The organism is Novosphingobium sp. RL4, from assembly GCF_035658495.1.
Classification (GTDB): Bacteria; Pseudomonadota; Alphaproteobacteria; order Sphingomonadales; family Sphingomonadaceae; genus Novosphingobium.
The window spans coordinates 848947-871143 of sequence record NZ_CP141945.1; the positions used below are offsets into that span (position 1 = coordinate 848947).

Annotated in this window: 16 protein-coding genes; 12 read left to right on the forward strand and 4 right to left on the reverse strand. The window is 66.8% G+C overall.

Annotated elements, in window-relative coordinates:
• Nucleotides 1-77: 77 nt before the first annotated feature.
• Both U9J33_RS20920 and U9J33_RS20925 read right to left on the reverse strand, forming a co-directional pair.
• Nucleotides 78-986: a tyrosine-protein phosphatase gene (locus U9J33_RS20920; protein ID WP_324699881.1), complete on the reverse strand. Its 909-nt coding sequence runs from the start codon at nt 984-986 to the stop codon at nt 78-80.
• A 16-nt stretch (nt 987-1002) separates the two neighbouring features.
• Entirely contained in the window at nt 1003-3273 is a 2271-nt protein-coding gene (locus U9J33_RS20925) for a TonB-dependent receptor (protein WP_324699882.1), read from the reverse strand.
• Nucleotides 3274-3668: 395 nt separating this feature from the next.
• Here U9J33_RS20925 and U9J33_RS20930 point away from each other — a divergent pair, with 395 nt between their 5' ends.
• On the forward strand, nt 3669-5540 hold the full coding sequence (locus U9J33_RS20930; RefSeq protein ID WP_324699883.1) for a methyl-accepting chemotaxis protein: 1872 nt from the start codon (nt 3669-3671) through the stop codon (nt 5538-5540).
• A 61-nt stretch (nt 5541-5601) separates the two neighbouring features.
• Here U9J33_RS20930 and U9J33_RS20935 read toward each other — a convergent pair whose 3' ends face one another.
• Nucleotides 5602-6309 carry a DNA-deoxyinosine glycosylase gene (locus U9J33_RS20935; RefSeq protein ID WP_324699884.1) on the reverse strand — a complete coding sequence of 236 codons (708 nt, stop codon included), beginning with the start codon at nt 6307-6309 and terminating at the stop codon, nt 5602-5604.
• A gap of 356 nt (nt 6310-6665) precedes the next feature.
• On the opposite strand from U9J33_RS20935, the gene U9J33_RS20940 reads away from it, so the two are divergent.
• The 10 genes from U9J33_RS20940 (at nt 6666) to U9J33_RS20985 (ending at nt 19262) form a co-directional block, all read left to right on the forward strand.
• Entirely contained in the window at nt 6666-7073 is a 408-nt protein-coding gene (locus U9J33_RS20940) for a hypothetical protein (RefSeq protein ID WP_324699885.1), read from the forward strand.
• 56 nt (nt 7074-7129) lie between these two features.
• Nucleotides 7130-8395, forward strand: coding sequence for a TolC family protein (locus U9J33_RS20945; protein WP_324699886.1), 1266 nt, complete (start codon nt 7130-7132; stop codon nt 8393-8395).
• Nucleotides 8392-9564: an efflux RND transporter periplasmic adaptor subunit gene (locus U9J33_RS20950; protein ID WP_324699887.1), complete on the forward strand. Its 1173-nt coding sequence runs from the start codon at nt 8392-8394 to the stop codon at nt 9562-9564. The genes U9J33_RS20945 and U9J33_RS20950 overlap by 4 nt, the downstream gene beginning before the upstream one ends.
• Entirely contained in the window at nt 9561-12758 is a 3198-nt protein-coding gene (locus U9J33_RS20955; protein WP_324699889.1) for a CusA/CzcA family heavy metal efflux RND transporter, read from the forward strand. The genes U9J33_RS20950 and U9J33_RS20955 overlap by 4 nt, the downstream gene beginning before the upstream one ends.
• A gap of 227 nt (nt 12759-12985) precedes the next feature.
• Complete coding sequence (locus tag U9J33_RS20960; protein WP_186000046.1) at nt 12986-13738, forward strand: DUF4198 domain-containing protein; 753 nt, start codon at nt 12986-12988, stop codon at nt 13736-13738.
• Between the two features lie 54 nt (nt 13739-13792).
• Nucleotides 13793-14176: a hypothetical protein gene (locus U9J33_RS20965; protein ID WP_324699890.1), complete on the forward strand. Its 384-nt coding sequence runs from the start codon at nt 13793-13795 to the stop codon at nt 14174-14176.
• A 1-nt stretch (nt 14177) separates the two neighbouring features.
• Nucleotides 14178-14924 (forward strand): HupE/UreJ family protein, encoded by a 747-nt coding sequence (locus U9J33_RS20970; protein ID WP_185999111.1) that lies wholly within the window; start codon nt 14178-14180, stop codon nt 14922-14924.
• A 1-nt stretch (nt 14925) separates the two neighbouring features.
• A complete protein-coding gene (locus U9J33_RS20975) occupies nt 14926-15558 on the forward strand; it encodes a hypothetical protein (protein ID WP_324699891.1) in 633 nt (210 codons plus the stop codon).
• 371 nt (nt 15559-15929) lie between these two features.
• Nucleotides 15930-18065 carry a TonB-dependent receptor gene (locus U9J33_RS20980; protein ID WP_324699893.1) on the forward strand — a complete coding sequence of 712 codons (2136 nt, stop codon included), beginning with the start codon at nt 15930-15932 and terminating at the stop codon, nt 18063-18065.
• 267 nt (nt 18066-18332) lie between these two features.
• Nucleotides 18333-19262, forward strand: a complete 930-nt coding sequence (locus U9J33_RS20985; protein WP_324699894.1) for a glyoxylate/hydroxypyruvate reductase A — start codon at nt 18333-18335, stop codon at nt 19260-19262.
• On the opposite strand, the gene U9J33_RS20990 is transcribed toward U9J33_RS20985, so the two are convergent.
• Complete coding sequence (locus U9J33_RS20990) at nt 19256-20467, reverse strand: M20 aminoacylase family protein (RefSeq protein WP_324699896.1); 1212 nt, start codon at nt 20465-20467, stop codon at nt 19256-19258. The two genes, U9J33_RS20985 and U9J33_RS20990, sit on opposite strands and share 7 nt — an antisense overlap.
• Nucleotides 20468-20674: 207 nt before the next feature.
• Between U9J33_RS20990 and U9J33_RS20995 the strand changes: the two genes are divergently transcribed.
• Nucleotides 20675-22159: an aldehyde dehydrogenase family protein gene (locus U9J33_RS20995; RefSeq protein ID WP_324699898.1), complete on the forward strand. Its 1485-nt coding sequence runs from the start codon at nt 20675-20677 to the stop codon at nt 22157-22159.
• Nucleotides 22160-22197: the final 38 nt, after the last annotated feature.

The following is a 22197-nucleotide window of genomic DNA, read 5'->3' on the forward strand; positions in this document are numbered from 1 at the left end:
CCCCTCATAGATCGCGAGTCCCGAAAGACAATCTTCGGGCACCGCCTCCGGCGCAGGCTCCAATACCCGCCTCGGGCTCAGGCTCGGTCCAGGTAGAGCGCGCGCAGCCTTTCGATCTGCGCCGGGCCAAGCCCCATCTCGTCGGCAAGATAACCCTCGGCCCCGCCGCGATGGGCATCGAGCGCGCCGAACGCCGCCTCGATATAGGCACGGTCGGCCTTCATGAAGGCGCCCAGCACTTCGGGCGGCAGGCGCGACCAGGGCTGGCCGTCCAGCGCGCCGCCCTTTCCGGCCGAGGCGGCAAGCGCGGCCGGGAGATAGCGATTGGTGAGCAGGTAGTCCTCGATCACCGTCTCGCGCGGGACGCCCAGCGCGGTGAGCAGCAGCGCGGCGGCAACGCCCGTGCGGTCCTTGCCTGCCGAACAGTTGAACGCCAGCGGGGCATGGCCCGCCAGAAGCTGCGCGAACATGCGCTTGTACTGGGGCGCGAAAGTGCGAAGCATCGTCGGATAGCTCGCGGTCATCATCGCGCGGGCCGATTCCGGCGTCATTCGGGCCATGTCCTTCGGCATCAGGCCAATGGCCATGCCGTCGTAATCGTCAGCGAACACGGTCGGCCCGGAGGCGGCATCGGCGCCCCAGGGCGCGGGCTCGGCCGCGCGCTCGGCATGGTCGCGAAAATCGCAGACCACGCGCAGCCCCCGCGCGTCAAGCGAGGCGAGATCGCTTGCGGTCAGCCCTGCCATCGAGCCGGAGCGGAACAGCATGCCCCACTTCACCGTGCGGCCGTCGGCAGTACGATAGCCGCCGAGGTCGCGGAAATTGCGCCCGCCTTCCAGCGGCAGCAACCGCTGGTGTCCGGGAGCCTGCGAACCGGCCGAGGCGGTGGGAGCCTGCGCCTCCGCGCGCCAGGCGACCAGCGCCGGCGTGCAAAGCGCGAGCATCGATGCGCCGAAAACGGCGATCCGGCGGATTTTCATGTCCATTTCCCTTCCCGCCCGATCAGAACTGCACGGTGCTCGAAATGCCGTAAGTGCGCGGCTCGTTGTAGATGCCGTACTGGCCGATCGCCGAGCTGTAGCTGCGCAGGTAGGTATAGGCCTTGTTGAACAGGTTGCGCGACCAGACCGACAGTTCCATCTTCGCGCCGATGCCCGGCATCTCGATCTCGCTCAGCGCCACCCGGCCGTTGACAAGGAAGGCGCTCTGGCTGCGGGTGGGATCGTTGACCTGCGCATACTGCTTCGACGAATAGTTCGCATCGAGGTGGAAGCGCAGCGTCGCGTCGCCCAGTTCGGTTTGATAATCGAACGCGCCGCTCGCCGCATGTTTCGGGGTGAACACCGGATAGACCGCCATCAGCGGATTCCCGGTAACGAAGGGGTTCGGCGCTTCCGGCAAACGCATGTCGGTATAAGTATAGCTGCCCGAGAGCGTCAGCCCCGTCATCGGCATGACGGTCAGTTCCGCCTCCACACCCTTCGAACGGCCTTGCCCTTCGGCATTGGTGGTCTCGGTGGTCGTGCGGTTGCTGCTGGCGACCGGGGCGTAGAAGTCGATCTGCACATCCTTGTAGGCCGCCGTCCACGCCGCAAGGTTAAGCCGAACGTGGCGATCGAGGAATTCGGTCTTGGCGCCCACTTCGAAACTGGAAACGCTTTCCGGCTTGAACGCGCGATAGGTCAGAGAGCGCGAATTGGCGCCTCCCGCCTTGTAGCCGGTGCTCCACTTTCCATAGACGTGGATGTCGTCGGCAAGATCGTAGGCGAGGTTGATGGTCGGATCGAACCGGTCCCAGCTCTCGTCGAGCAGGTAGGCGGTGGCAACGCCGTTGACCTTGTCGAGCGAGCCCGACTTCTTGTCATGCGTATAGCGCCCGCCCAGCATCAGGTGCGCCTTGTCGTTCAGGAAATGCGGGCTCCAGGTCGCCTGCCCGAACACGCCGATGCTGTCGGTATCTGCACGGCTGGCGCGGTCCGGGAACGCGCTCGACGCCACGGGATCGGGCAGAACGGTATAACCGGTGCCGTCGGCGTTCCACTTGTTGGTGTTCGGCGTCCAGGCGTCGTCCCGGACGTACTCGTGATAGTAGAAGCCGCCCGCCACGAAATCGACTTCGGGCAGCGTGCCGATGACCTGCACTTCCTGGCTGTACTGGCGCTGCCAGACATTCGCGAGGCTGTAGCGGCTGAAATTGGCGTTGGGCGCGAAGACCGTGATGTTGGTCATGCCGTTGTCGAGCTGGGTCTGGGTCAGCTCGCGATAGGAACTGATCGACTTGACCTCGATGGCCTCGGAAAGGTTCCAGTCGAGCGTCACCATGTGGCCATGGGTCTTGCCCGTGCTCCAGGCCTGCGGCACGCCGATGTTCGCCTCTGACGCGCGATCCGGCTGAAGCTGGATCAGCGGCGCGCGGGCATAGGAACCGCCCGAAAGGAGCTGGACGTAATAAGGCGTCGTCCGGTCCTGAGAAATGTCGAAGCTGTAGAGCGCACTGAAGCTGCTGCTCGGCTGCCACAGTGCCGCGGCGTGGAGACCGCGCTTGTTGTAGGCATTGAAATCGTGCGCGCCGGCCAGCGGATTGTCGACCGTGCCGTCACGCCTGGTGATCAGCGCGTCGAGCTTGACCGAGATATTGGCCACGGCGGGCAGGTCCAGATGGGCGCTGGCCTCGCGGGCGCCGTAATTGCCGATCCCGGCGGTGGCGCGCAGGCCCCATTCGCCGCTCGGCTTCCTGGTCACGATGCTGATCGCGCCGCCTTCCGTATTGCGCCCGAACAGCGAGCCCTGCGGCCCCTTGAGCACTTCGATCCGCTCGACATCGTAGAGCGCCGATCCCAGCCCCTGCGCGCGGCCAAGGAACACACCGTCGATATAGACGCCCACGCCCTGGTCGCGGCTCGGCTGGTTCGCGTCGCCCATCGTGCCGATACCGCGCATGCCGACCGTGAGCGCCGAGGAACGGCTGAACATCGGCGCGACGCGCAGGCTCGGGATCGAACCGTCCATCAGCGATTCCAGCGAAACGACGTGGCGGTTGCGCAAGTCTTCCGTGTTCATCACCGCGATCGAGATCGGCGTGGTCTGGAGGCTGGTCTCACGCTTCTGCGCGGTGACGACGATGTCGGAAAGCCCGGGTCCGGCCTCCGCCGCCGCGCTTTCGGCAGCGACGGCAGCTTCGGCTGCCTGCGCGGAACCTGCCGCCAGCATGGCGCCAAGCGCACTGCCGGTCAGTACGGCGGAACGGAAAGAACGTGAAAAGCGAAAGGACATGGATCGAACCCCAGCAATGATGTCGGGGCGTCGGCTAGAACGTCTGTATGTCAACCTTGTTACGCTTGTATCGAATACTCACGGGACAGGCTGTCATAAAACCGTCTCAAAAATAGAGATCGAACGGCTGATTTTCGTGACTTTATCGGATGCGCGCCAACAAGTCGCGCCGCATCGCAGCCCATCAATGGAACGATTGTTTTCAAGGCGCCCGCCAATGGCCTCGCGTCGATGCCCTGCCCGGCCGCCCGCGGCGATCTTCGGCTCCTGCCGATTCGCCGCGCGGAAGCCCGCGCATGGCCGTCTGCGAGCGCCGGGAAGCGCACCGGCCGCCTATAATACGATCAAGGCACGCCCAGCGCGGCTCCATCCGCTCCCCGCAAAATGGATTCTACATGCTTGAATTTCTCAACGACTGGCGGCTTCCGAGAAAGCTGCTCGCCGCCTTCGGGTTACTCGTGGTGCTGTTCGGCGCCGTAGGCATCAACGGACTCGTTTCGACGCGCAAGCTCGATGCGATCGCGCAGAACCACGTCGATCACGGCATTGCCGGCATGTCCGCGCTCGCTGACGTCATCAGCAACGTCAAGGAAATGCGGATCATCGTCTATACTTACTACGCCGCGGTCAACACGCCGCAGGAAGAAGCCGATATCCGCGAGCGGCTCGACAAGACCAAGGCCGCACTGGCCAAGGCTGTGGACGAGTACAAGCAGGTCGCCGACGAGAGCTTTACGCAGGATGCCACGGCCCTCAGCGCCAATGTCGAGGCTCTCAACAAGGCCAACGACCATCTCTTCGCGGTGCGCGCGGCCGGCGACCTTCCCGCCGCCATGACCGTGCTCAAGACCGAATCCCGCACCGCGTCCCACGAGATCATCGACCTGACCGAGAAGCTGCTGGACGAGTCCCGCGAGCGTTCGCGGGAACAGGCCGCGCAAGGCGCAGAGACCGCAGATTTCGCCATCTGGCTGTCAGGCGGACTGGCGCTTGTCGGCATCGCGGGCATCGTGCTGATCTGGCTCGTGCTGAACGCCTCCGTCGCCGCGCCGATGAGCCGTATCGCGGATGTCACCACGACGCTGGCGGAAGGCGGGCGCGCCGATGTTCCCTATCGCGAGCGCCATGACGAGATCGGCGAGATCGCCGGCGCCGTCGAGCAGTTCCGCGCCGCCGCCGAGGCCCGCGCCGAGATCGACGCCAAGGCCGCCCGCGAACAGGAAGTCGTCACCTCCACCCTGCGCGGCAGCCTCCAGGCGATCAGCGAGGGCGACCTCACCCAGACCATCTCCGCCGAGTTCCCCCCCGCTTACGGCGAACTCAAGAGCAACTTCAACTCCGCCCTCGGTGCCCTGCGCGACCTCATCGGCGCCGTCGCCGAAAGCGCCGTCGCCATCCGCACCGGCTCGAGCGAGATCGCCCAGGCATCCGAAGATCTCGCCCGCCGCACCGAGAGCAACGCCGCCAGCCTCGAAGAGACTTCGGCCGCGATCACCCAGATGGACGAGCGCCTGCGCGCCACCGCCGCCGCCGCCGGACGCACCGTGCAGCGCGCCGACGGGGCGATGACCGTGGTCGGTTCCGGCCGCGACATCGCCGACGAGGCGGTGCAGGCCATGGGCCGCGTCAGCGAAAGCGCCAAGGGCATCGATTCGGTGATCGAGGGGCTCGACAAGATCGCCTTCCAGACCCGCGTCCTTGCCATGAACGCCGCTGTAGAAGCGGGCCGCGCAGGCGATGCCGGTCGCGGTTTCGCGGTCGTGGCCGATCTCGTCTCGGCGCTCGCCATGCGCTCGGAAGAGGAAGCCAAGCGCGCCCGCGAACAGCTCACCGCGACCCAGACCGACATCGGCACCGCCGTGGAAGCGGTCCAGCGCGTGGACGGTGCCCTGCAGAACATCTCGGGCGATGTCACCGAAGTGCACTCGCTGCTGAGCAACATCGCCAGCGACAACCAGGCCCAGTCCTCGACGATCACCCAGATCAGCGCCACGATCGGCACGATGGACCAGGCCACCCAGCAGAACGCCGCGATGGTCGAGGAGACCTCCGCGGCGGCGCGCAACCTCAACAGCGAGGTCACCTCGCTGTCGGACCGCGCCGCGATGTTCCGCATCGGCAACGAACCGCAGGGCCTGCGCCCGGCGCTCCGCCCCGTGCCTGTCAGCAGCTCGGCCAACATCCCGGCCAGCGCGCCGATCCAGACGATGGCCTCGCGAAAGCCGCTGAAAGCGCTCGCCACCGCCGATGACTGGATGGACTTCTAAAAAGCCTGCCTGAAAAGCCGCCCCGGATCCTCCTGGCTTCGCCAGGGCAGGCACGGGGCGGCTACCCCAGATAGCCTGCGATTCCGCGCCACACGTCGAGCTTTGCAGCGCGGGACAGGGCCGCATAGGCGGCGCTGGACGAAGGCAGATCCACCAGCGCCCAGCCGGCATCGAGATGGGCCAATTGCCGTCTCCCGCGTCTGGCCGCGGTGCCGCCGTTGAAGCCGATCATCCGCAGATGCGGCAAGCGGCCAGCAAACCCGGCAAGATCGCGCTCCGTGGCATCGCGTATCGCGGTATCGAGACTCCCCTGCCGCCGCGCGGTTGCGATCACATCCCACAGCCCGATGCCATGCGCCTTCAACAGGTCCAGCCGCTCGGGATAAGGCCGGGCGCGCAAGCCGGGCTCGGCAAGCACTTCACCCATCAGCCACCAGAACGCATTGGTCGGGTGCGCGTAATATTCGCCCGCCTGCAAAGACCGCTCCCCCGGCAAACTGCCCAGCAGCAGCACGCGCGTATTCATATCGACACTTGCGGGCAGCGCGGACTTGGGAAGCGGATCGGGCATGGCCCGCGGAATAACGCCGAAGCGCGGGTTTTGACAGGGCGCCGATCCGCTCGCTTCCCGCTCATAAGTCCGGTTTACGGTGAAATCCCGATCCGATCCACGGTTCGCGAACCGGATAAATCGCCGATTTCCGGGCGGTTCGCCGCTCGTGCCGATCCGTAACGTAAAAGCGGTTGCCGGCCGGTCGCCCCCTGCCATCTCCCGGTTTCGACGGCGCCGGAACCTCCGGCCCGATACTGGAGAACGCCCATGACCGACACCGATATCCGCCCGATCGCTCCCGTCTTCTATGCCGGCGCCCTTGCGATCCTGGCTCATGTCATCGCCTTCGCCATCGCCCTTTCCTGACGCCGCGATGGATGCTCCCAAGCGGGCGTGGCTCCGGTCGGCCGGATCGCGCCCTCAGGCGGCGTTTCCTGCCGTCCGGGCGCGCAGATTCGGCAGATTGCATGACTGTAGCCGGCTAGGCTGAAGGCTCGCCCCCTTTTCGCTTCGCAAGGATATCGGACAACGTGCGATTGTCGCCTCCGCCGTTCCGGGCTATGCGCAAGGACATGTCCGCGCGGGTGCTTCATGGCCGGGGTTCCAAACCGACGAGCTTGCTGCTCGTTCTCGGCGCCCTGCTGGCGCTGTTCGCGATGGCCAACATGCTGACGGTAACGAACTGGCATTCCGCCCTTGTCGATCACGACGATTTCGGGGCCGACGCGGCGCTTTTCGGGCATGAAGACGGGCACCGGCACGACAGTCCCTCAGCCAAGGGGATGGACGGCGATCCGGCTTCCCCGGCAAACGACCTTCACAACATCACCCATTCGATGATCCACGGCCTTGCGGACCTGGTGCCGGACATCGAACTGGCGATTCCGCTTCTCGCCGTGGCGGCGGCATGGTTCGTCGGCCGCGATTTCGCACTTTCCGGCATAGCGCCCCAGGCCCTGCTGCGCCCCCCTCGAAGCTGAATCCGGCACGCCCGCGCGGCGTACTGTGACCATCAGACTTCAGAGGAACCCCAGAAATGACCGATTTCATCGGCCGACGGCGCGTCCGCGTGCTGTCGGGACTTGCGGCCATGGGCAGCGGGCTGGTCTATGCCAGCGCGCTTGCGCAAACCGCCCCGCCGTTCGCCCAGCTTTTCCGCGATACCCGTGACGCCCCGCGCCAGATCGAACTGGATGCCGAAGTAGAGCGAGCGCAGGGCCTTGCCCGGCAGGCGGGTGCGCGCCCCAATCCCACCATCAGCGTGATGACCGAGAACGTCGCGGGACGGCAGCCCTACACCGGCTTCGACCGGGCGGAAAACACGCTCCAGCTCAATCAGGCCATCGAGATCGGCGGCAAGCGGTCCGCGCGCATCGCCGCCGGAAAAGCCGGGCTGGACGCGGCCACGGCGCGCACGCGCGACGGGCGGATCACTTATGCCTACCAGTTGGCGCTGGCCTATGCCGGCGCCGAAATCGCCGATCGCCGCATCGAACTGGCCGAGGACGAACTGGAGGAAGCCCAGTCGGACCTGCACGCCGCGCAGGCGCTGGTGGACGCGGGCAAGGAAGCCCGTCTGCGGAGCCTTCAGGCCGAATCCGAGGTCAATGCCATGGCCGCCCTGCTGGACACCGCGAAGGCCGAGCGCGTGGGCGCCTATGCGCGGCTTTCGGCCCTGTCGGGGCAGGAGGTCTCGTTCACCGCGCTGGCAGAGCCGCTCCTTGCCCGCTTCGAGGCCAGGAGCGGCTACGGTCCGGTCGATCCGCTTCAGACCGCGCCCTATCTTGCCGCGAAGGCGGAGCGCGAGGCTGCCGAGCGCCGGCTTGTCGCCGCACGGCGACAGGCCACTCCCGACGTCACCCTGTCCGTAGGCGTGCGGCGTCTGGAGGCGGACAAGGCGAATGCCCTGCTGGCCGGCCTCAGCGTGCCGATCCCGCTGTTCGATCGCAATCGCGGCAATATCGATGCCGCCGAGGCGGAGCTGCGCGGTGCGCAGGCGCGGGATTCCGCCGCTTTGCTCGACATCAAGGCCGAAATTGCCGCGGCCATGGCCCTGAACGAAGCCGCCGACGCGCGGGCCGCTTCTGCCGAGCGGACGCTGAAGACTGCGGAAGAGACCTACCGCATGGCCCGCCTCGCCTACGAAGCCGGCAAGTCGCCCCTCATCGAACTGCTCGCAGCCCGGCACGGCCTTGGCGTGGCGCGCGGCGTCATCCTCGACGCCGCAGCCGCCCGCCTCGACGCCCGCGCCCGCCTTGCCCGCCTCAAGGGCCTCACGATTACCGGAGAACCGGTCCAATGAACGAAAAGAATCGTCTCTACGCAGGCGCCGCTGCGGCGCTGGTGGCGGCCGCGACGCTAGGCTTCGGCGCCGCCCGCCTGACGCAGGAAGCGCCGGGGAACGCCTCGCCCGAAAGCGCATCGACAGAACCGGCAGACGGCGCCGGACCGGCCGCGGCAGGGGTGGTGGAAATATCGCCCGAAGGGATCAGGCTGTCCCAGATCGAAGTCGCCGCCGCAGCGGTGGGAGAACTGGACGCCGCCATTCTCGCAGCGGCCACCGTCGAGGCCGCGCCCGATGCCGAAGCCGTGCTGACGGCGCGGGCGCCGGGCACGGTGACACACCTCTTCAAGCGCATCGGCGATCCCGTGCGCGCGGGCGAAACGCTGGCGCTGGTGGAGAGCCGCGATGCCTCCGCGATCGCCGCCGATCAGGCAGCGGCCGCTGCCCGCGTCACGCTCGCCGGCCGCCAGCTTGCCCGCGAACGCACGCTGCTTGGCCAGGGGGTGAGCCCCCGCGCCGATTATGAAACCGCTCAGGCCAACCTCGCGGTGGCGCAAGCCGACGCCCGGCGCGCCAGCGCGGCGGCGGGCACGGCACGCATTTCCCGCGATGGCCGCTCGGTGCTCGTGGTCAGCCCGGTGACGGGCCGGGTGACGCAGGCTTCGGCCAGCCTCGGGCAGTTCGTGGCGGCTGAAACGGCATTGTTCCGCGTTGCCGATCCCGCCCGGTTGCAAGTGACCGCGAGCGTTCCGGCCGCCGATGCCGGCCGCATCCGCGCGGGCGACCGCGTTGAGCTTTCCGCGGGCGAGGGTCCGGCGCTGCAAGGCCGCGTGCGTTCGGCGACGAATGTCGTCGATCCAGGCAGCCGCGCCGTCACAATCGTGATCGACCTGCCGGGAACCGCCGCGCTGGTGCCGGGGCAACTCGTGCAGTGCCGTATCCTCGCCAGCGTCGGCGCCGCGCGCGGCGGCGTCATGGTGCCGCAGGACGCGGTCCAGACCATCGGCGAGCGGACCGTCGTGTTCCTGCGCACGCAGCGGGGATTCCGGGCGCAGACCGTCCAGGTCGGCGGCCGCAGCGGCGGACTGGCGGCGATCGCCTCGGGCCTGAAAGCCGGAACGCCGATCGCCACGCGCAATGCCTTCCTGCTCAAGGCCGAGCTGGAAAAGGGGGAGGAAGGCGAATGATTGCCCGCACCCTCGAACTCTCGGTCAGGGCACGGTGGTTCGTCGCCTTCCTGACCCTGCTCGTCGCCGGGTTCGGTCTCTGGCAGCTTGCGAAGCTGCCGATCGACGCCGTGCCCGACGTCACCAACCGGCAGGTCCAGATCAGCACCTTCAATCCCACGCTCGGCCCCGTGGACATGGAAAAGCAGGTGACTTTCCCGGTGGAGACCGCGCTTTCCGGCATTCCCGGACTGAACATGACGCGCTCAATATCGCGCAACGGGTTCAGCCAGGTCACCGCCGTCTTCACGGACGATACCGACATCTACTTCGCCCGCCAGCAAGTGACCGAGCGCCTGGCGCAGGCCCGGGAAAGCCTGCCGCCCGGCGTGCAGCCTACGCTCTCGCCGCTGAGCACCGGGCTGGGCGAGATCTTCTTCTACTCCGTCGCCTTCCGCCACCCCGACGGCAAGGGCATCGCCACCATTGACGGCAAGGCCGGCTGGCAGTCCGACGGCAGCTACCTCACGCCCGAAGGCGAACGGCTCACCACCGAACTGGCGAAAGCCGCCTACCTGCGCACCGTGCAGGACTGGATCATCCGCCCCCAGATGCGCAACGTGCCCGGCGTGGCCGGTGTCGATTCCAACGGCGGCTACGTGAAGCAGTACCTCGTCGAGCCCAATCTCGCCGCGCTGGCTTCCTACGGCATCGCCATCACCGAACTGGCCGACGCACTTGAACGGGCCAACCTCTCGGCCGGCTCGAACTACGTCCGGCGCGGCGGGGAGAGCTTCCTGGTCCGTGCCGATGCTCGGCTGAAATCGGTCGAGGAGATCGAGGACGCGGTGGTCGCCACGCGGGCGGGCGTACCCGTGCGCGTCCGGGATCTCGGGCAAGTCGTGATCGGCGGGGCCGTGCGCACCGGTTCCGGCAGCCGGATGGGCTCCGAGGCGGTGATATCGACCGTGCTCATGCTGGTGGGAGAGAACAGCCGCGTCGTCGCCACCAGCGCGGCGGACAAGCTGGTGCAGATCAACCGGGCCCTGCCGCCCGACGTGTTCGCGGAGCCGGTCTACAACCGTTCGAAGCTGGTGGACGCCACGATCGCCACGGTCGAGAAGAACCTGATCGAGGGCGCGTTGCTGGTCATCGTCGTGCTGTTCCTGCTGCTGGGCAACATCCGCGCGGCGCTGATCACGGCGGCGGTCATTCCGATCACCATGCTGATGACGGCATCGGGGATGAACGGACTGGGCGTCTCGGGCAATCTCATGAGCCTTGGCGCGCTGGACTTCGGGCTGATCGTGGACGGCGCGGTCATCATCGTCGAGAACGCGCTGCGCCGTCTTGCGGAACGGCAGGAACACGAGGGCCGCCTGCTAACCCGGCCTGAGCGCATGGAGGAAACCACGCTGGCCGCGCGCGAGATGATCCGGCCCACGGTCTACGGCCAGCTCATCATCTTCCTGGTTTTCGTCCCCCTGCTGACGTTCCAGGGCGTGGAGGGCAAGACCTTCTCCCCCATGGCGATCACGCTGATGATCGCACTGGCCAGCGCTTTCGTGCTCTCGCTCACTTTCGTCCCGGCCATGGTCGCGCTGGTGATCACCGGCAAGGTCAGCGAGACCGAGGTCAGGCCGATCCGCTGGTTCAAGGAAAGATACGCGCCGGTGCTGGCGAAGGCGGTGGCGCGGCCGCTGCCCTTCGTTCTGGGCGGCGCGGGCGTGTTCGCGGCCGCCGTCCTCGCATTCGGGATGCTCGGCGAGGAATTCATGCCGCAGCTCGACGAGAAGGACATCACCGTCACCAACTTCCGCGTACCGTCCGCCTCGATCGACCAGTCCACCCGGATGCAGCTCCATCTGGAGAACACGCTCAAGACCCTGCCGGAAGTGGCGCTGGTATTCTCCAAGAACGGCAATGCCGACCTCGGCACCGACCCGATGCCGCCGAACGCTTCGGACACTTACGTCATTCCCAAACCTGAAAGCGAATGGCCGCCAGAAGTCCGCAGCAAGGCGGATATCCTGCGGCGCATCGAGGAGAAGATGAAGCCGCTGATCGGAAACCGGGCGGAAATCCAGCAGCCGATCCAGATGCGCTTCAACGAACTGATCGCCGGGGTCCGCGCCGATGTCGCGGTGAAGCTCTATGGCGACGATCTTGAGCAGATGAGCAGGCAGGCAGGCAGGATCGCCGCCGTGCTGCGCCGGATACCCGGCGCGGGCGACGTCAGCGCCGAACAGACTTCCGGCGCGCCCACCTTCGACGTCAGGATCGACCGGCAGGCCGCCGCGCGCCACGGACTGTCGGTGGAAGAAGTGGCCAACACGGTCGCCGCCGCGCTTGGCGGGCGCGAGGCGGGGCTATTGTTCGAAGGGGATCGCCGCTTCGCAGTGGTCGTGCGCCTGCCCGACGCCCAGCGCGACGACCTCGAGACGCTCGGCGCGATCCCCGTCATGCTCCCGGCGGACGGCGGACAGATCGCCCGGTCCATCCCGCTCCGCGAAGTCGCGCGGTTCAGCTATACCCAGGGCCTGAACCAGATCAGCCGCGAAAACGGCAAGCGCATGGTCGTGGTGCAGGTCAACGTGCGCGGGCGTGACCTTGGCGGATTCGTGTCCGAAGCGCGGGAGAAGGTCGACGCGCTCAGCCTGCCTGCCGGGATGTACACCGACTGGGGCGGCACCTTCGAGAGCCTTCAGTCCGCGCGCCTGCGCCTGCTGATAGTGGTGCCGATCTGCTTCATCGCGATCTACGCTCTGCTCTACATGGCGCTCGGCACGTTCGGGTCGGCGGCCATCGTGTTCAGCGCCGTGCCGATGGCGCTGGCGGGCGGCGTCTTCGCCCTGCTCCTGCGCGGCATACCGTTCTCGATCACGGCGGCGGTCGGCTTCATCGCGCTGTCCGGCGTGGCGGTGCTCAACGGGCTCGTCATGATGAGCGCGATCCGCAAACGGCGCGACGAGGGCCAGCCGATCGAGGAGGCGATCGTCGGCGGCGCCATGGAACGCGTTCGGCCGGTGCTGATGACCGCACTGGTGGCCAGCCTCGGCTTCGTGCCGATGGCACTGGCGACCGGCACCGGCGCGGAAGTCCAGCGGCCGCTCGCCACGGTGGTGATCGGCGGGCTCGTCACCTGCACGGTGCTGACCCTGCTGGTGCTTCCGGCGATCACGGCGCTTGCCGCGCGGCGGCGCCAGGTCTCCTGAAACGGGACCGGCAGCCCGCGCGCGCGCGCGCGGACTGCCGGTTTTCCACGAAAAATCGTGCTTCCCCAGCGGTAAAGGGGTCATTCGCCCCATCGCGCAAAGCGGCGGCTCGGCCAGAGTTTCCACGAATTCGCAAGTTTGTGCCGCGCACGCGCCTCACAAAAGCAAAATCGACCGGGCGAAAGGGGCAGCCTGCGCTCAACGGGTTCAAGGAGAAACAAGCCATGATGACGTGCAAGCGCCTTATCCAGACATCGGGCATCGCCCTTGCCCTTGCGGCCAGCGTCGCGGCGGTCCTTCCCGCGCAGGCCCACGGGATCTGGTTCGCGCAGCGCGCGCGCCAGCTTGCCCTGGTCTACGGCGTCGGCGCGGACGACCTCGACGCGGTCGCCCGGGAAAGCAAGCTCACGCTCGTGAAGGGCTATGACGAAGACTGGCTGGACGTGAACGTCAGGCTGCGCGACGCCGGCGCCATTCCCGTGGTCGACAGCGACGAACCGGTGGCGGCGGTGGCGGCGGTGATGGACTACGGCATCTGGACCAAGGATGCGGCCGGCGAATTCCACAACAAGGGCCGCGACGAAGTGCCCGGCGCCACGCTCAGCGAACACAACTGGAAATACGCGGTGCATCTGACCCGCATGCCCACCCGGCAGGTTCCCTTGCTGGCCGGGCAGACCCTCCAGCTCGTGCCGGTCGGAACCGACATCCCCCAGAAGATGGGGCAGCCGATGAAGGTCCGCGTCTACTTCGAAGGCAAGCCGGTGGCCGGTGCGCAGGTCATGACGGACTACGTCAACGATCCCGACGAAGTGCCCGTGAAGACCGACGGCGAGGGCTATGCCACGATCAGGTTGCGCAACCAGGGCATCAACGTGCTGATGGCGATCTTCGTCAGCCCGACCGACAATCCCGTGAAGTACCAGCAGGTCGAGCACCGCGCCTCGCTGTCCTTCGTGCTGCCGCATCTCCCCGAATAGGCGCCTAACCGAGCCTCCCTGCATCCCCCCGTTTTCCGACAGGAGCCATTCCCGATGAACACCCAGCCTATCGTCGCCGCTCTCGCTGCCGTCCTTCTTGCCTCGGTCCCCGCCACCGCGTTCGCGCATGGCAGCATGAAACCGCAGCACGGCGGCATCGTCGCCATGTCGGGCGAGATCCTGGTCGAAATGGTGAAGACGCCCAAGGGCGTGAGCTTCTACGTCAGCGAGGAAGACGAACCCGTTCCGGCAAGCGGCTTCGACGCGAAGGTCACGGTTACCGCCGCCGGCAAGAAGACCCAGACCCCGCTCGTCGCCGCAGGGGGCAACAGGTTCTCCGCGCCGGGCCTCGCCGCGCCGAAGGGTTCGAAGGTCGTCGTCTCGCTCGTCAACAAGCGCGACCAGGCCAAGACCTTCGCCTCGTTCACGACGAACTGACATGCACCCGGCAGCCATTCCCCGGCTCGGCCGCCGTTCCTTCACGGACAGGCGGCGCCTGACCTTCGCCGCCGCCGCGATCGCGGCTTTGCTGCTGGCACTGGTCAGTTCCATCGCCCGGGCGCACGGCGTCGCCGAAAACGACGCCGCCTTCATCGAGGGCACTTCCGGGGTGAACATCATCCCGTACATGTACCTCGGCGCCAAGCACATGGTGACGGGCTACGACCACCTGCTGTTCCTGTGCGGCGTGATCTTCTTCCTTTACCGGATGAAGGACGTGGGCGCCTACGTCACGCTCTTCGCGCTCGGGCACAGTTCCACCCTGCTGATCGGCGTCATCTTCGACCTTCGCGCCAATCCCTATATCGTCGACGCCATCATCGGGCTGTCCGTGGCCTACAAGGCTTTCGACAACCTCGACGGGTTTCGCACGGTCTTCGGCATCTCGCCCAACCCCAAGGCGGCTGTGCTGATCTTCGGGTTCTTCCACGGGTTCGGACTGGCCACCAAATTGCAGGAACTGACCATGTCCGGCGACGGGCTGATCCCCAACCTCATCGCCTTCAACCTCGGCGTCGAGATGGGCCAGCTCATGGCGCTTTCGCTGATCCTGCTCGCTATGAACCTGTGGCGGATGACGCCCAGCTTCCAGCGCAGCGCCATCGCCGCCAACGCCGCGCTGATGTGTGCGGGCTTCGTGCTCGTGGGTTTCCAGCTCACCGGCTATTTCACCAAGGGAGCCTGACATGACGGCCCAGACGATGACCCCCAAATCCACGCTGCCCGCCTCCATCCACGCATCGCCGCGGGCGCTGGCCAGGGCCACGCTCGGCGCGGCAGCCGCCGCTGCCGTCATTCTCGTGGCCTTCGTGCTTCCCGCCGAAGCCGGGATCGATCCGACCGGCATCGGCAAGGCGCTTGGCATCGCGGGCATGGCGCAGGGAAGCCCGGAAGCGGAAACGGCCGCTGCATCCGCTCCTGCGGGTGCCATCGCTGCCGGCGCGCTGCCGATCCCCACCCGATCTGCCATTGAGCGCACCGGCGCCTTGCGCAGCGACGAGATGACGATCCACCTTGCCCCGCACAGCGGTCAGGAGATCAAGGCCCACATGAAGGCGGGCGACGGGTTCGTCTTCGAATGGCGCGCTGCCGGCGGACCGGTGAAAGTGGACATGCACGGCGAACACCCCGATGCCCCGGACGGCGAATTCACGAGCTACTGGGCCGAGCGTTCGCTCGAAAGCGCACGGGGAGAGTTCACCGCCCCGTTCGAGGGCACGCATGGCTGGTACTGGCGCAACAAGGGAGACACCCCCGTTACCATCACCGTGCGCACGACCGGCTTCTACAAGGACCTGTTCAAGCCCGCGCACGACTAGGCGCAGCGCCCTGCGGCTCCGCACGCGGGGCGCTGCGCCCCTTCTCGAACCCGTGGCCGCCCCGGCGCTGCCACGGGTTCTTTCTTTCCCGGAGAACCGTGCGCCTGAAGCGGCAGAATCTGCCGGAATCGAGCCGATTCCGGGCCGCTTTCCACGAGCGGCATAAAGCGCGGCCAGGTGTCATTTTTCGTCATATTCGGCCGCCGGCCCCGCCCGTTTCGATCAAAGATACGCGTATCGATCCATAAGCTCGGACTTGCAGAACAGAGCCGCCGACCACGCAAGACCGGACAGATGCAGGCCCGGCACAGGAATAGGGCGAGCGAAAAAAGCAGGCAGGACAGACAACGCACCTTATGAGGGGTCACGACATGACACGATGGAAGTCCGCATTGAACATCGCCCTCGCCACGGGCTGCGCGATGATCGCCTTTCCTGCCTGCGCCGAGGAGGCGGCGGCACCCGAGAATGCATCGGCGAGCGACATCGTCGTCAACGGCAAGCGTGAACAGTATCGCGGCGACGTGCCGCTCAAGGAGGTGCCGCAAAGCATCCAGCAGATCGACGGCAAGATGCTGGCCGATCTCAACATCACCCGGCTGGACAGCGCGCTCGATCTCGCCAGCGGCATTGCCCGCCAGAACAACTTCGGCGGCCTGTGGGACGCCTTCGCCATACGCGGCTTCGCAGGCGACGAGAACTTCCCGAGCGGCTTCCTGGTCAACGGGTTCAACGGCGGACGCGGCTATGGCGGCCCGCGCGATGCATCGAACATCGAACGGATCGACATCCTGAAAGGCCCCAACGGCGCGGTCTTCGGGCGCGGCGAACCGGGCGGCACGGTGAACATCATCACCAAGAAGGCCACCACGGACGACAGCTTCGGCAGCTTCGCCGTTTCCGGCGGCAGCTACGACACCTACCGGATCGAGGGTGACTACAACCTCAAGCTGACCGACAGCCTGGCCCTGCGCGTCAACGGCGCCGCGCAGGAGGCCGACAGCTTCCGCGACTACATCTGGTCACGCAAGAAGGTGCTCACGCCCTCCGTGCTGTTCCGGCCCGGCGCGAACACCACGCTGACTTACGAGATGGAGGTCGTCGACCAGTACGTGTTCTTCGATCGCGGCACGATCGCGGTCGACGGCGAACTGGGCGTGGTTCCGCGCTCGCGCTTCTTCGGCGAGCCCGGTGACGGCCCCAATCACATCACCGTCTTCGGTCATCAGGCGCAGGCCCAGCAGGACCTTGGCGGGGACTGGGTGGTGCTGGCCGGCTTCAACTACCGCGAGACCACTTTCGACGGCTACTCCAGCGATGCCGAACTGTCAGGCAGCCGCCAGACCCTGGAGGAGACCGGAAACTATCTCGCCCGCCAGCGCCGCTACCGCGACTATGACACCACCTACATGGCGGCCCGCGCCGAGATTTCGGGCAAGCTGCGCACCGGGCCCTTCACGCACCACGTGCTGATCGGCGCCGACTGGGACAAGTTCGAGATCGATACGCTCTCGATGCGGTTCCGTCCCGCCGCCTACACCGCCGGATCGCCGATCACGGCGGCCAACAATGCGATCGACATCTACAACCCGGTCTACGGCCAGTTGCCGGCGACATCCTCGGTGGTCCAGGACACTTTCGAGACGCAGCGTGCCTGGGGTATCTATTTCCAGGACCAGATCGACATCACCGACCGGTTCAAGATCCGGGGCGGCGGGCGCTTCGATCACTTCAACCAGAAGATCGACACCGGCATCCATTCCACCCGCACCCGCTTCAGCCCCTCCGTCGGCCTGCTCTACGAACTGACCGACACCTTCAGCCTCTATGCCAGCTACGGCACCGGCTTCCGCCCCAACAGCGGCGTGGACGCGGCGGGAAGCGCCTTTGCACCGGAAACCAGCAAGTCCTACGAAGCGGGGCTGCGCTACGTTTCGCCCGACAACGCGATCACCGCCTCGCTCGCGGCGTACCACATGAAGAAGAACGGCGTGCTGACCGCCGACCCGCTCAATGCCGGGTTCAGCCTCGCGGGCGGCAAGGCCCGCAGCCGGGGCATCGAGGCAGATATCAACGCCAACCTGCCGGGCGGGTTCAAGCTCTACGCCACATACGCCTATACCGACGCCGTCTGGACCGAATCCGCGCTCGACCCCGCATTCGGCCTGACCATCAATCCCGGCGATCCGCTCATCAACATCCCCAAGCATGCCGGCAACCTGCTGGTGACGAAGGAATTCGATGCCGGGAATGCCGGCGTGTTCACGCTGGGCGGCGGCATCAGCGCGGCCAGCAAGCGACTGGGCGAGACCGGCTACGATTTCTGGCTGCCCGGCTACACCCTGGTCCGCGCCATGGCCAGCTACAAGCCGAGCGAGCAGATCAAGTTCAGCCTCGACGTCACCAATCTCTTCGACAAGACCTGGTACGCCGCCTCCTACCACCGTTACTGGATAACGCCCGGCACGCCCCGCACCATCACGCTGCGCGCCGACTTCTCCTTCTGACGCCCGCCTTGCATCGCCCGAGGCCGCTCCCGAAAAAGCAGGAGCGGCCTCGATCTCCTTCCCCCTTCCACAGCGCGGCAGATCGCTTGCCGGCTTGGCAATCCGGCGGCGAGCAAACTAGGTTCGCGGCAAAATGGCTCGGCGCAACGAGGGAAGGCGCGGCAATATGTATATATTTCAATATTTTCCGATACGAGCACGAGCCATTCCGGAAAAATCCACGAGGGAGCAGGGTGCCATCCAAGAGTTTATGACCCGGGAAATGCCATGATCGCCATCCTTCATGTCGGCCCGAGCGAGCGCGCCAGTGCCTGGCAGGCCGAATTCCGCCATGCCCTGCCCGAGGTTGAATTCCGCTGCTGGCCGGAAATCGGCGATGCCCGGGACATCCGCTATCTGGTGGCCTGGACCCTGAGCCCGCAGCTGATCGCCGCCCTGCCGCGGCTGGAAGTGCTGTTCAGCATCGGCGCCGGGATCGACCAGCTCGACCTGTCGCTCGTGCCGGAACACGTCCGCATCGTGCGCATGATCGAACCCGGCATCACCACGACCATGGCCCAGTACGTGGCGGCCTCGGTCCTCGCCCTGCACCGCGACCTGCCGTTCTACATCGAGGCGCAGCGCCGGGGCGGCTGGACCCAATTGCCTACGCTCCTGTGTGAGGAGCGCAGCGTGGGCGTGATGGGGCTGGGCGAACTGGGGCGCGCGGCCCTCACCATGCTGGCGCCGCTGGGCTTCCGCCTGCGCGGCTGGAACCGCAGCCCGCGCCGGATCGAAGGCGCCGAGTGCTTCTCCGGCGCCGGGGAACTCGATGCCTTCCTGGGCGGGACCGACATCCTCGTCTGCCTTCTGCCGCTGACGGACGAGACGCGCGGCATCCTCTCGCGCGATCTGTTCGACCGGCTTCCGCACGGCGCCCGCCTCGTCAACGCCGCGCGCGGCGGACATCTCGTGGAAGATGACCTGCTGGCCGCGCTGGACGAGGGACGGATCGCCTCGGCCATGCTCGACGTGTCGCAAGTGGAACCCCTGCCCCAGGACCACCCTTTCCGGACCGATCCCCGCATTCTCGTGACCCCGCACGTGGCCGGCGTGACGCGGATCGAAACGGCAGTACATGCCTTGATCGAAAACTTGCGCCGCGACCTCGCCGGGCAAGCCTTGCCCGGCGAGGTCGACCGGAAACGCGGCTACTGAGCCCCCATCTCCTTGGCGCCGCCTTCTTCCAGAGGCGCGCCAAGCGAAAGGCGGACGATGTTGGCGAACCAGGCGATCCCGGTTCCGCTGACAGCGTCGTTGAAATCGTAATGCGGATTATGCAGCGCCGGGGAACCTTCACCGGCCCCCTGCCCGAGCCAGCAATAGGCACCCGGCTTCGCTTCGAGCATGAACGAGAAATCTTCCGAAGTGAACGCCGGCACGGGCGCTGGCGAACTGTTCACACCCGGGATCAGGGCTGCCGCCGCCAGCGCGCGATCCGCGCAGGACGGAGCGTTGACGGTGGCCGGGTAATACCGGTCATACACCACCGCGACATCGACCTCGTGACTACGTGCGGTTCCGGCAACCATGGCGCGCAGCGATACCTCGATCCGGTCCTGCACCGCCGGTTCGAAACTGCGCACCGTGCCGATCACCCGCACTCCCGCCGGGATCACGTTGTGCGCGCTGCCCGCCTGCACCATCGTCACCGAAAGCACCGCCGTCTCGCTCGCCGGCACGCGCCGCGCGACGATCGTGTTGAGCTGAAGGACCAGATCGGCCGCCGCCAGGATCGCATCGGGCGTCTGGTGCGGCAATGCCGCATGGCCGCCCTTGCCGGTGATGACGATCTCGAAACGGTCCGCTGCCGCCATGATCGGTCCGCTACGGGTCTGGAAATGCCCGGCGGGAAGGTCCGGCCAGTTGTGGACGGCATAGACCTCGTCGCAGGCGAAGCGCTCGAACAGGCCGTCGTCGATCATCGCCTTCGCGCCGCCCAGCCCTTCCTCTGCCGGCTGGAAGATGAAATGGACCACGCCGTCGAACTCGACCGACGCGGCAATATGGCGCGCCGCGCCCAGCAGCATCGCCGTATGCCCGTCATGCCCGCATCCGTGGAACTTGCCGTCCACCGTGCTGCGATGGGGCAACCCGGTCTCCTCCTGAAAGCCGAGCGCGTCCATGTCCGCCCTCAGCCCGACCGACCGGCGCGACGTGCCGCGCCGCAACGTACCGACGACACCGGTTCCCCCGATCCCCGTCGCAACCTCGAAGCCGAGGCCGCGCAAGACCTGCTCGACGATCCCGGCCGTCCGGTGCTCCTCGTAAGCGAGTTCGGGATGGGCGTGGATATCGCGCCGGATCGCGGTGACATCGGGCAGCAGGGCTGCGATCGTTTCGAGTTCCTGGTGCGCGTCCATCTGCTGCTCCATGTCCTGTAGATCCGGTTTTCCCCCTCGATACTAGAACCGCGCGCCAAGACAGAGCTTCCGACGATGCCCCGGCAGGCGGCAGCTTCGGCCGGGCCGCCTGCAAATTCGGAACATCCTGCCACCGAGGGCCCTTAGCTTCGGCCGTGAAGGACCAGGCAGGCGATCCTGCCGCCTTGCAGCGGAGATGAGTGCGTCATGAGCGATACCGGTTTCGACCCATCCCTTGTTGAAATCACGGGACAATCGAACTTCATCGGCGGCCGCCGGGTGCGGGGGCTGGGACAGGCGGTGCCACTCAACCGCCCCTCCGACGGCACTATCCACTGCGATCTCGATTCGGCCTCCTGGGAACAGGTGGACGAAGCCTGCGAGGATGCGCACCGGGCCTTCGCGGAAAGCGGATGGGCAACCTGCCCCCCGCGGGACCGCATCCGGGTGATGCGCCGCTGGGCCGACCTGATCGAGCGCGATGCCCGGCAGATCGCCCGGCTGGAATCGTTCTGCTCCACCCGCCCCATCGCCGACAGCACCGCATGGGACGTGACCAATGCCGCCGAATGCCTGCGCTTCTTCGCGGAACTGGCGGACAAGCAGGGCGGCGAAGTGGCGGCCACCCGGTCGGACAACCTGGGCATGGTGCTGCGCCAGCCCTATGGCGTGATCGGACTCGTCATCCCGTGGAATTTCCCGATGGTGACCACTGCATGGAAAGTAGGCCCGGCCCTGGCGGCGGGCAATGCGGTGGTGGTCAAGCCCTCGGAAATGACCCCCTACAGCGCGCTGCGCCTCGCAGAGCTGGCGATCGAGGCGGGGCTTCCGGCCGGGCTGTTCAATGTCGTGCAGGGAACCGGGAATGCCGTGGGCGACGATCTCGTCCGCCACGCGCGGGTCCGCAAGGTCAGCTTCACCGGATCGACCGCCACCGGCGCGCGGGTCATGGCGGCCTGCGCCGAAACCGGGATCAAGCCCGCCACCCTCGAACTGGGCGGAAAGAGCCCGCAGATCGTCCATGACGATGCCGACATCGAACGCGCGGCGCTGTCCATCGCCAAATCGATTACCGGCAACGCCGGGCAGGTCTGCGTCGCCGGATCGCGGCTCATCGCCCACGAAAGCATCGCCGGAGAGCTGGTGGAGCGGATCGCGGGCTATTTCGCGCAAGAGCGCCCCGGCGCCACCTGGGACGGGGCGACCACGTTTCCCCCGATCATCAGCGACCTTCAGTGCACACGGATCGAAGGCATCGTCGAACGGTCGCGCGCGGCGGGCGCCGAGGTTCTCGTGGGCGGGCAGCGGATCGAGGCCTGCGGCAAGGGTGCGTTCTACGCTCCCACCATCCTCACGCATGTCGACATGTCGAGCGAGGCGGTCAGGTCGGAAATCTTCGGCCCGGTGCTGACCGTGCAGACCTTTGCCGGGGAAGCCGAAGCCATGGCGCTGGCCGACCATCCGGAATACGGCCTTGCCGCAGGCGTCCACACCCGAGACATCGGCCGCGCCATGCGTGCCATGCGCGCCATCGAGGCCGGCACCGTCTGGATCAACCGCTACGGCCGCAGCGGCGACTTCGTGCTGCCGACCGGGGGATTCAAATCCTCGGGATATGGCAGGGACCTTGGCAAGCAAGCCTTCGAGGCGGCACAGCAGATCAAGACCGCCCTCATCGACTTCGCCGCCTGACCGGCCCCGCAAACATCAGGGCCACGTCCGGAGCAAAT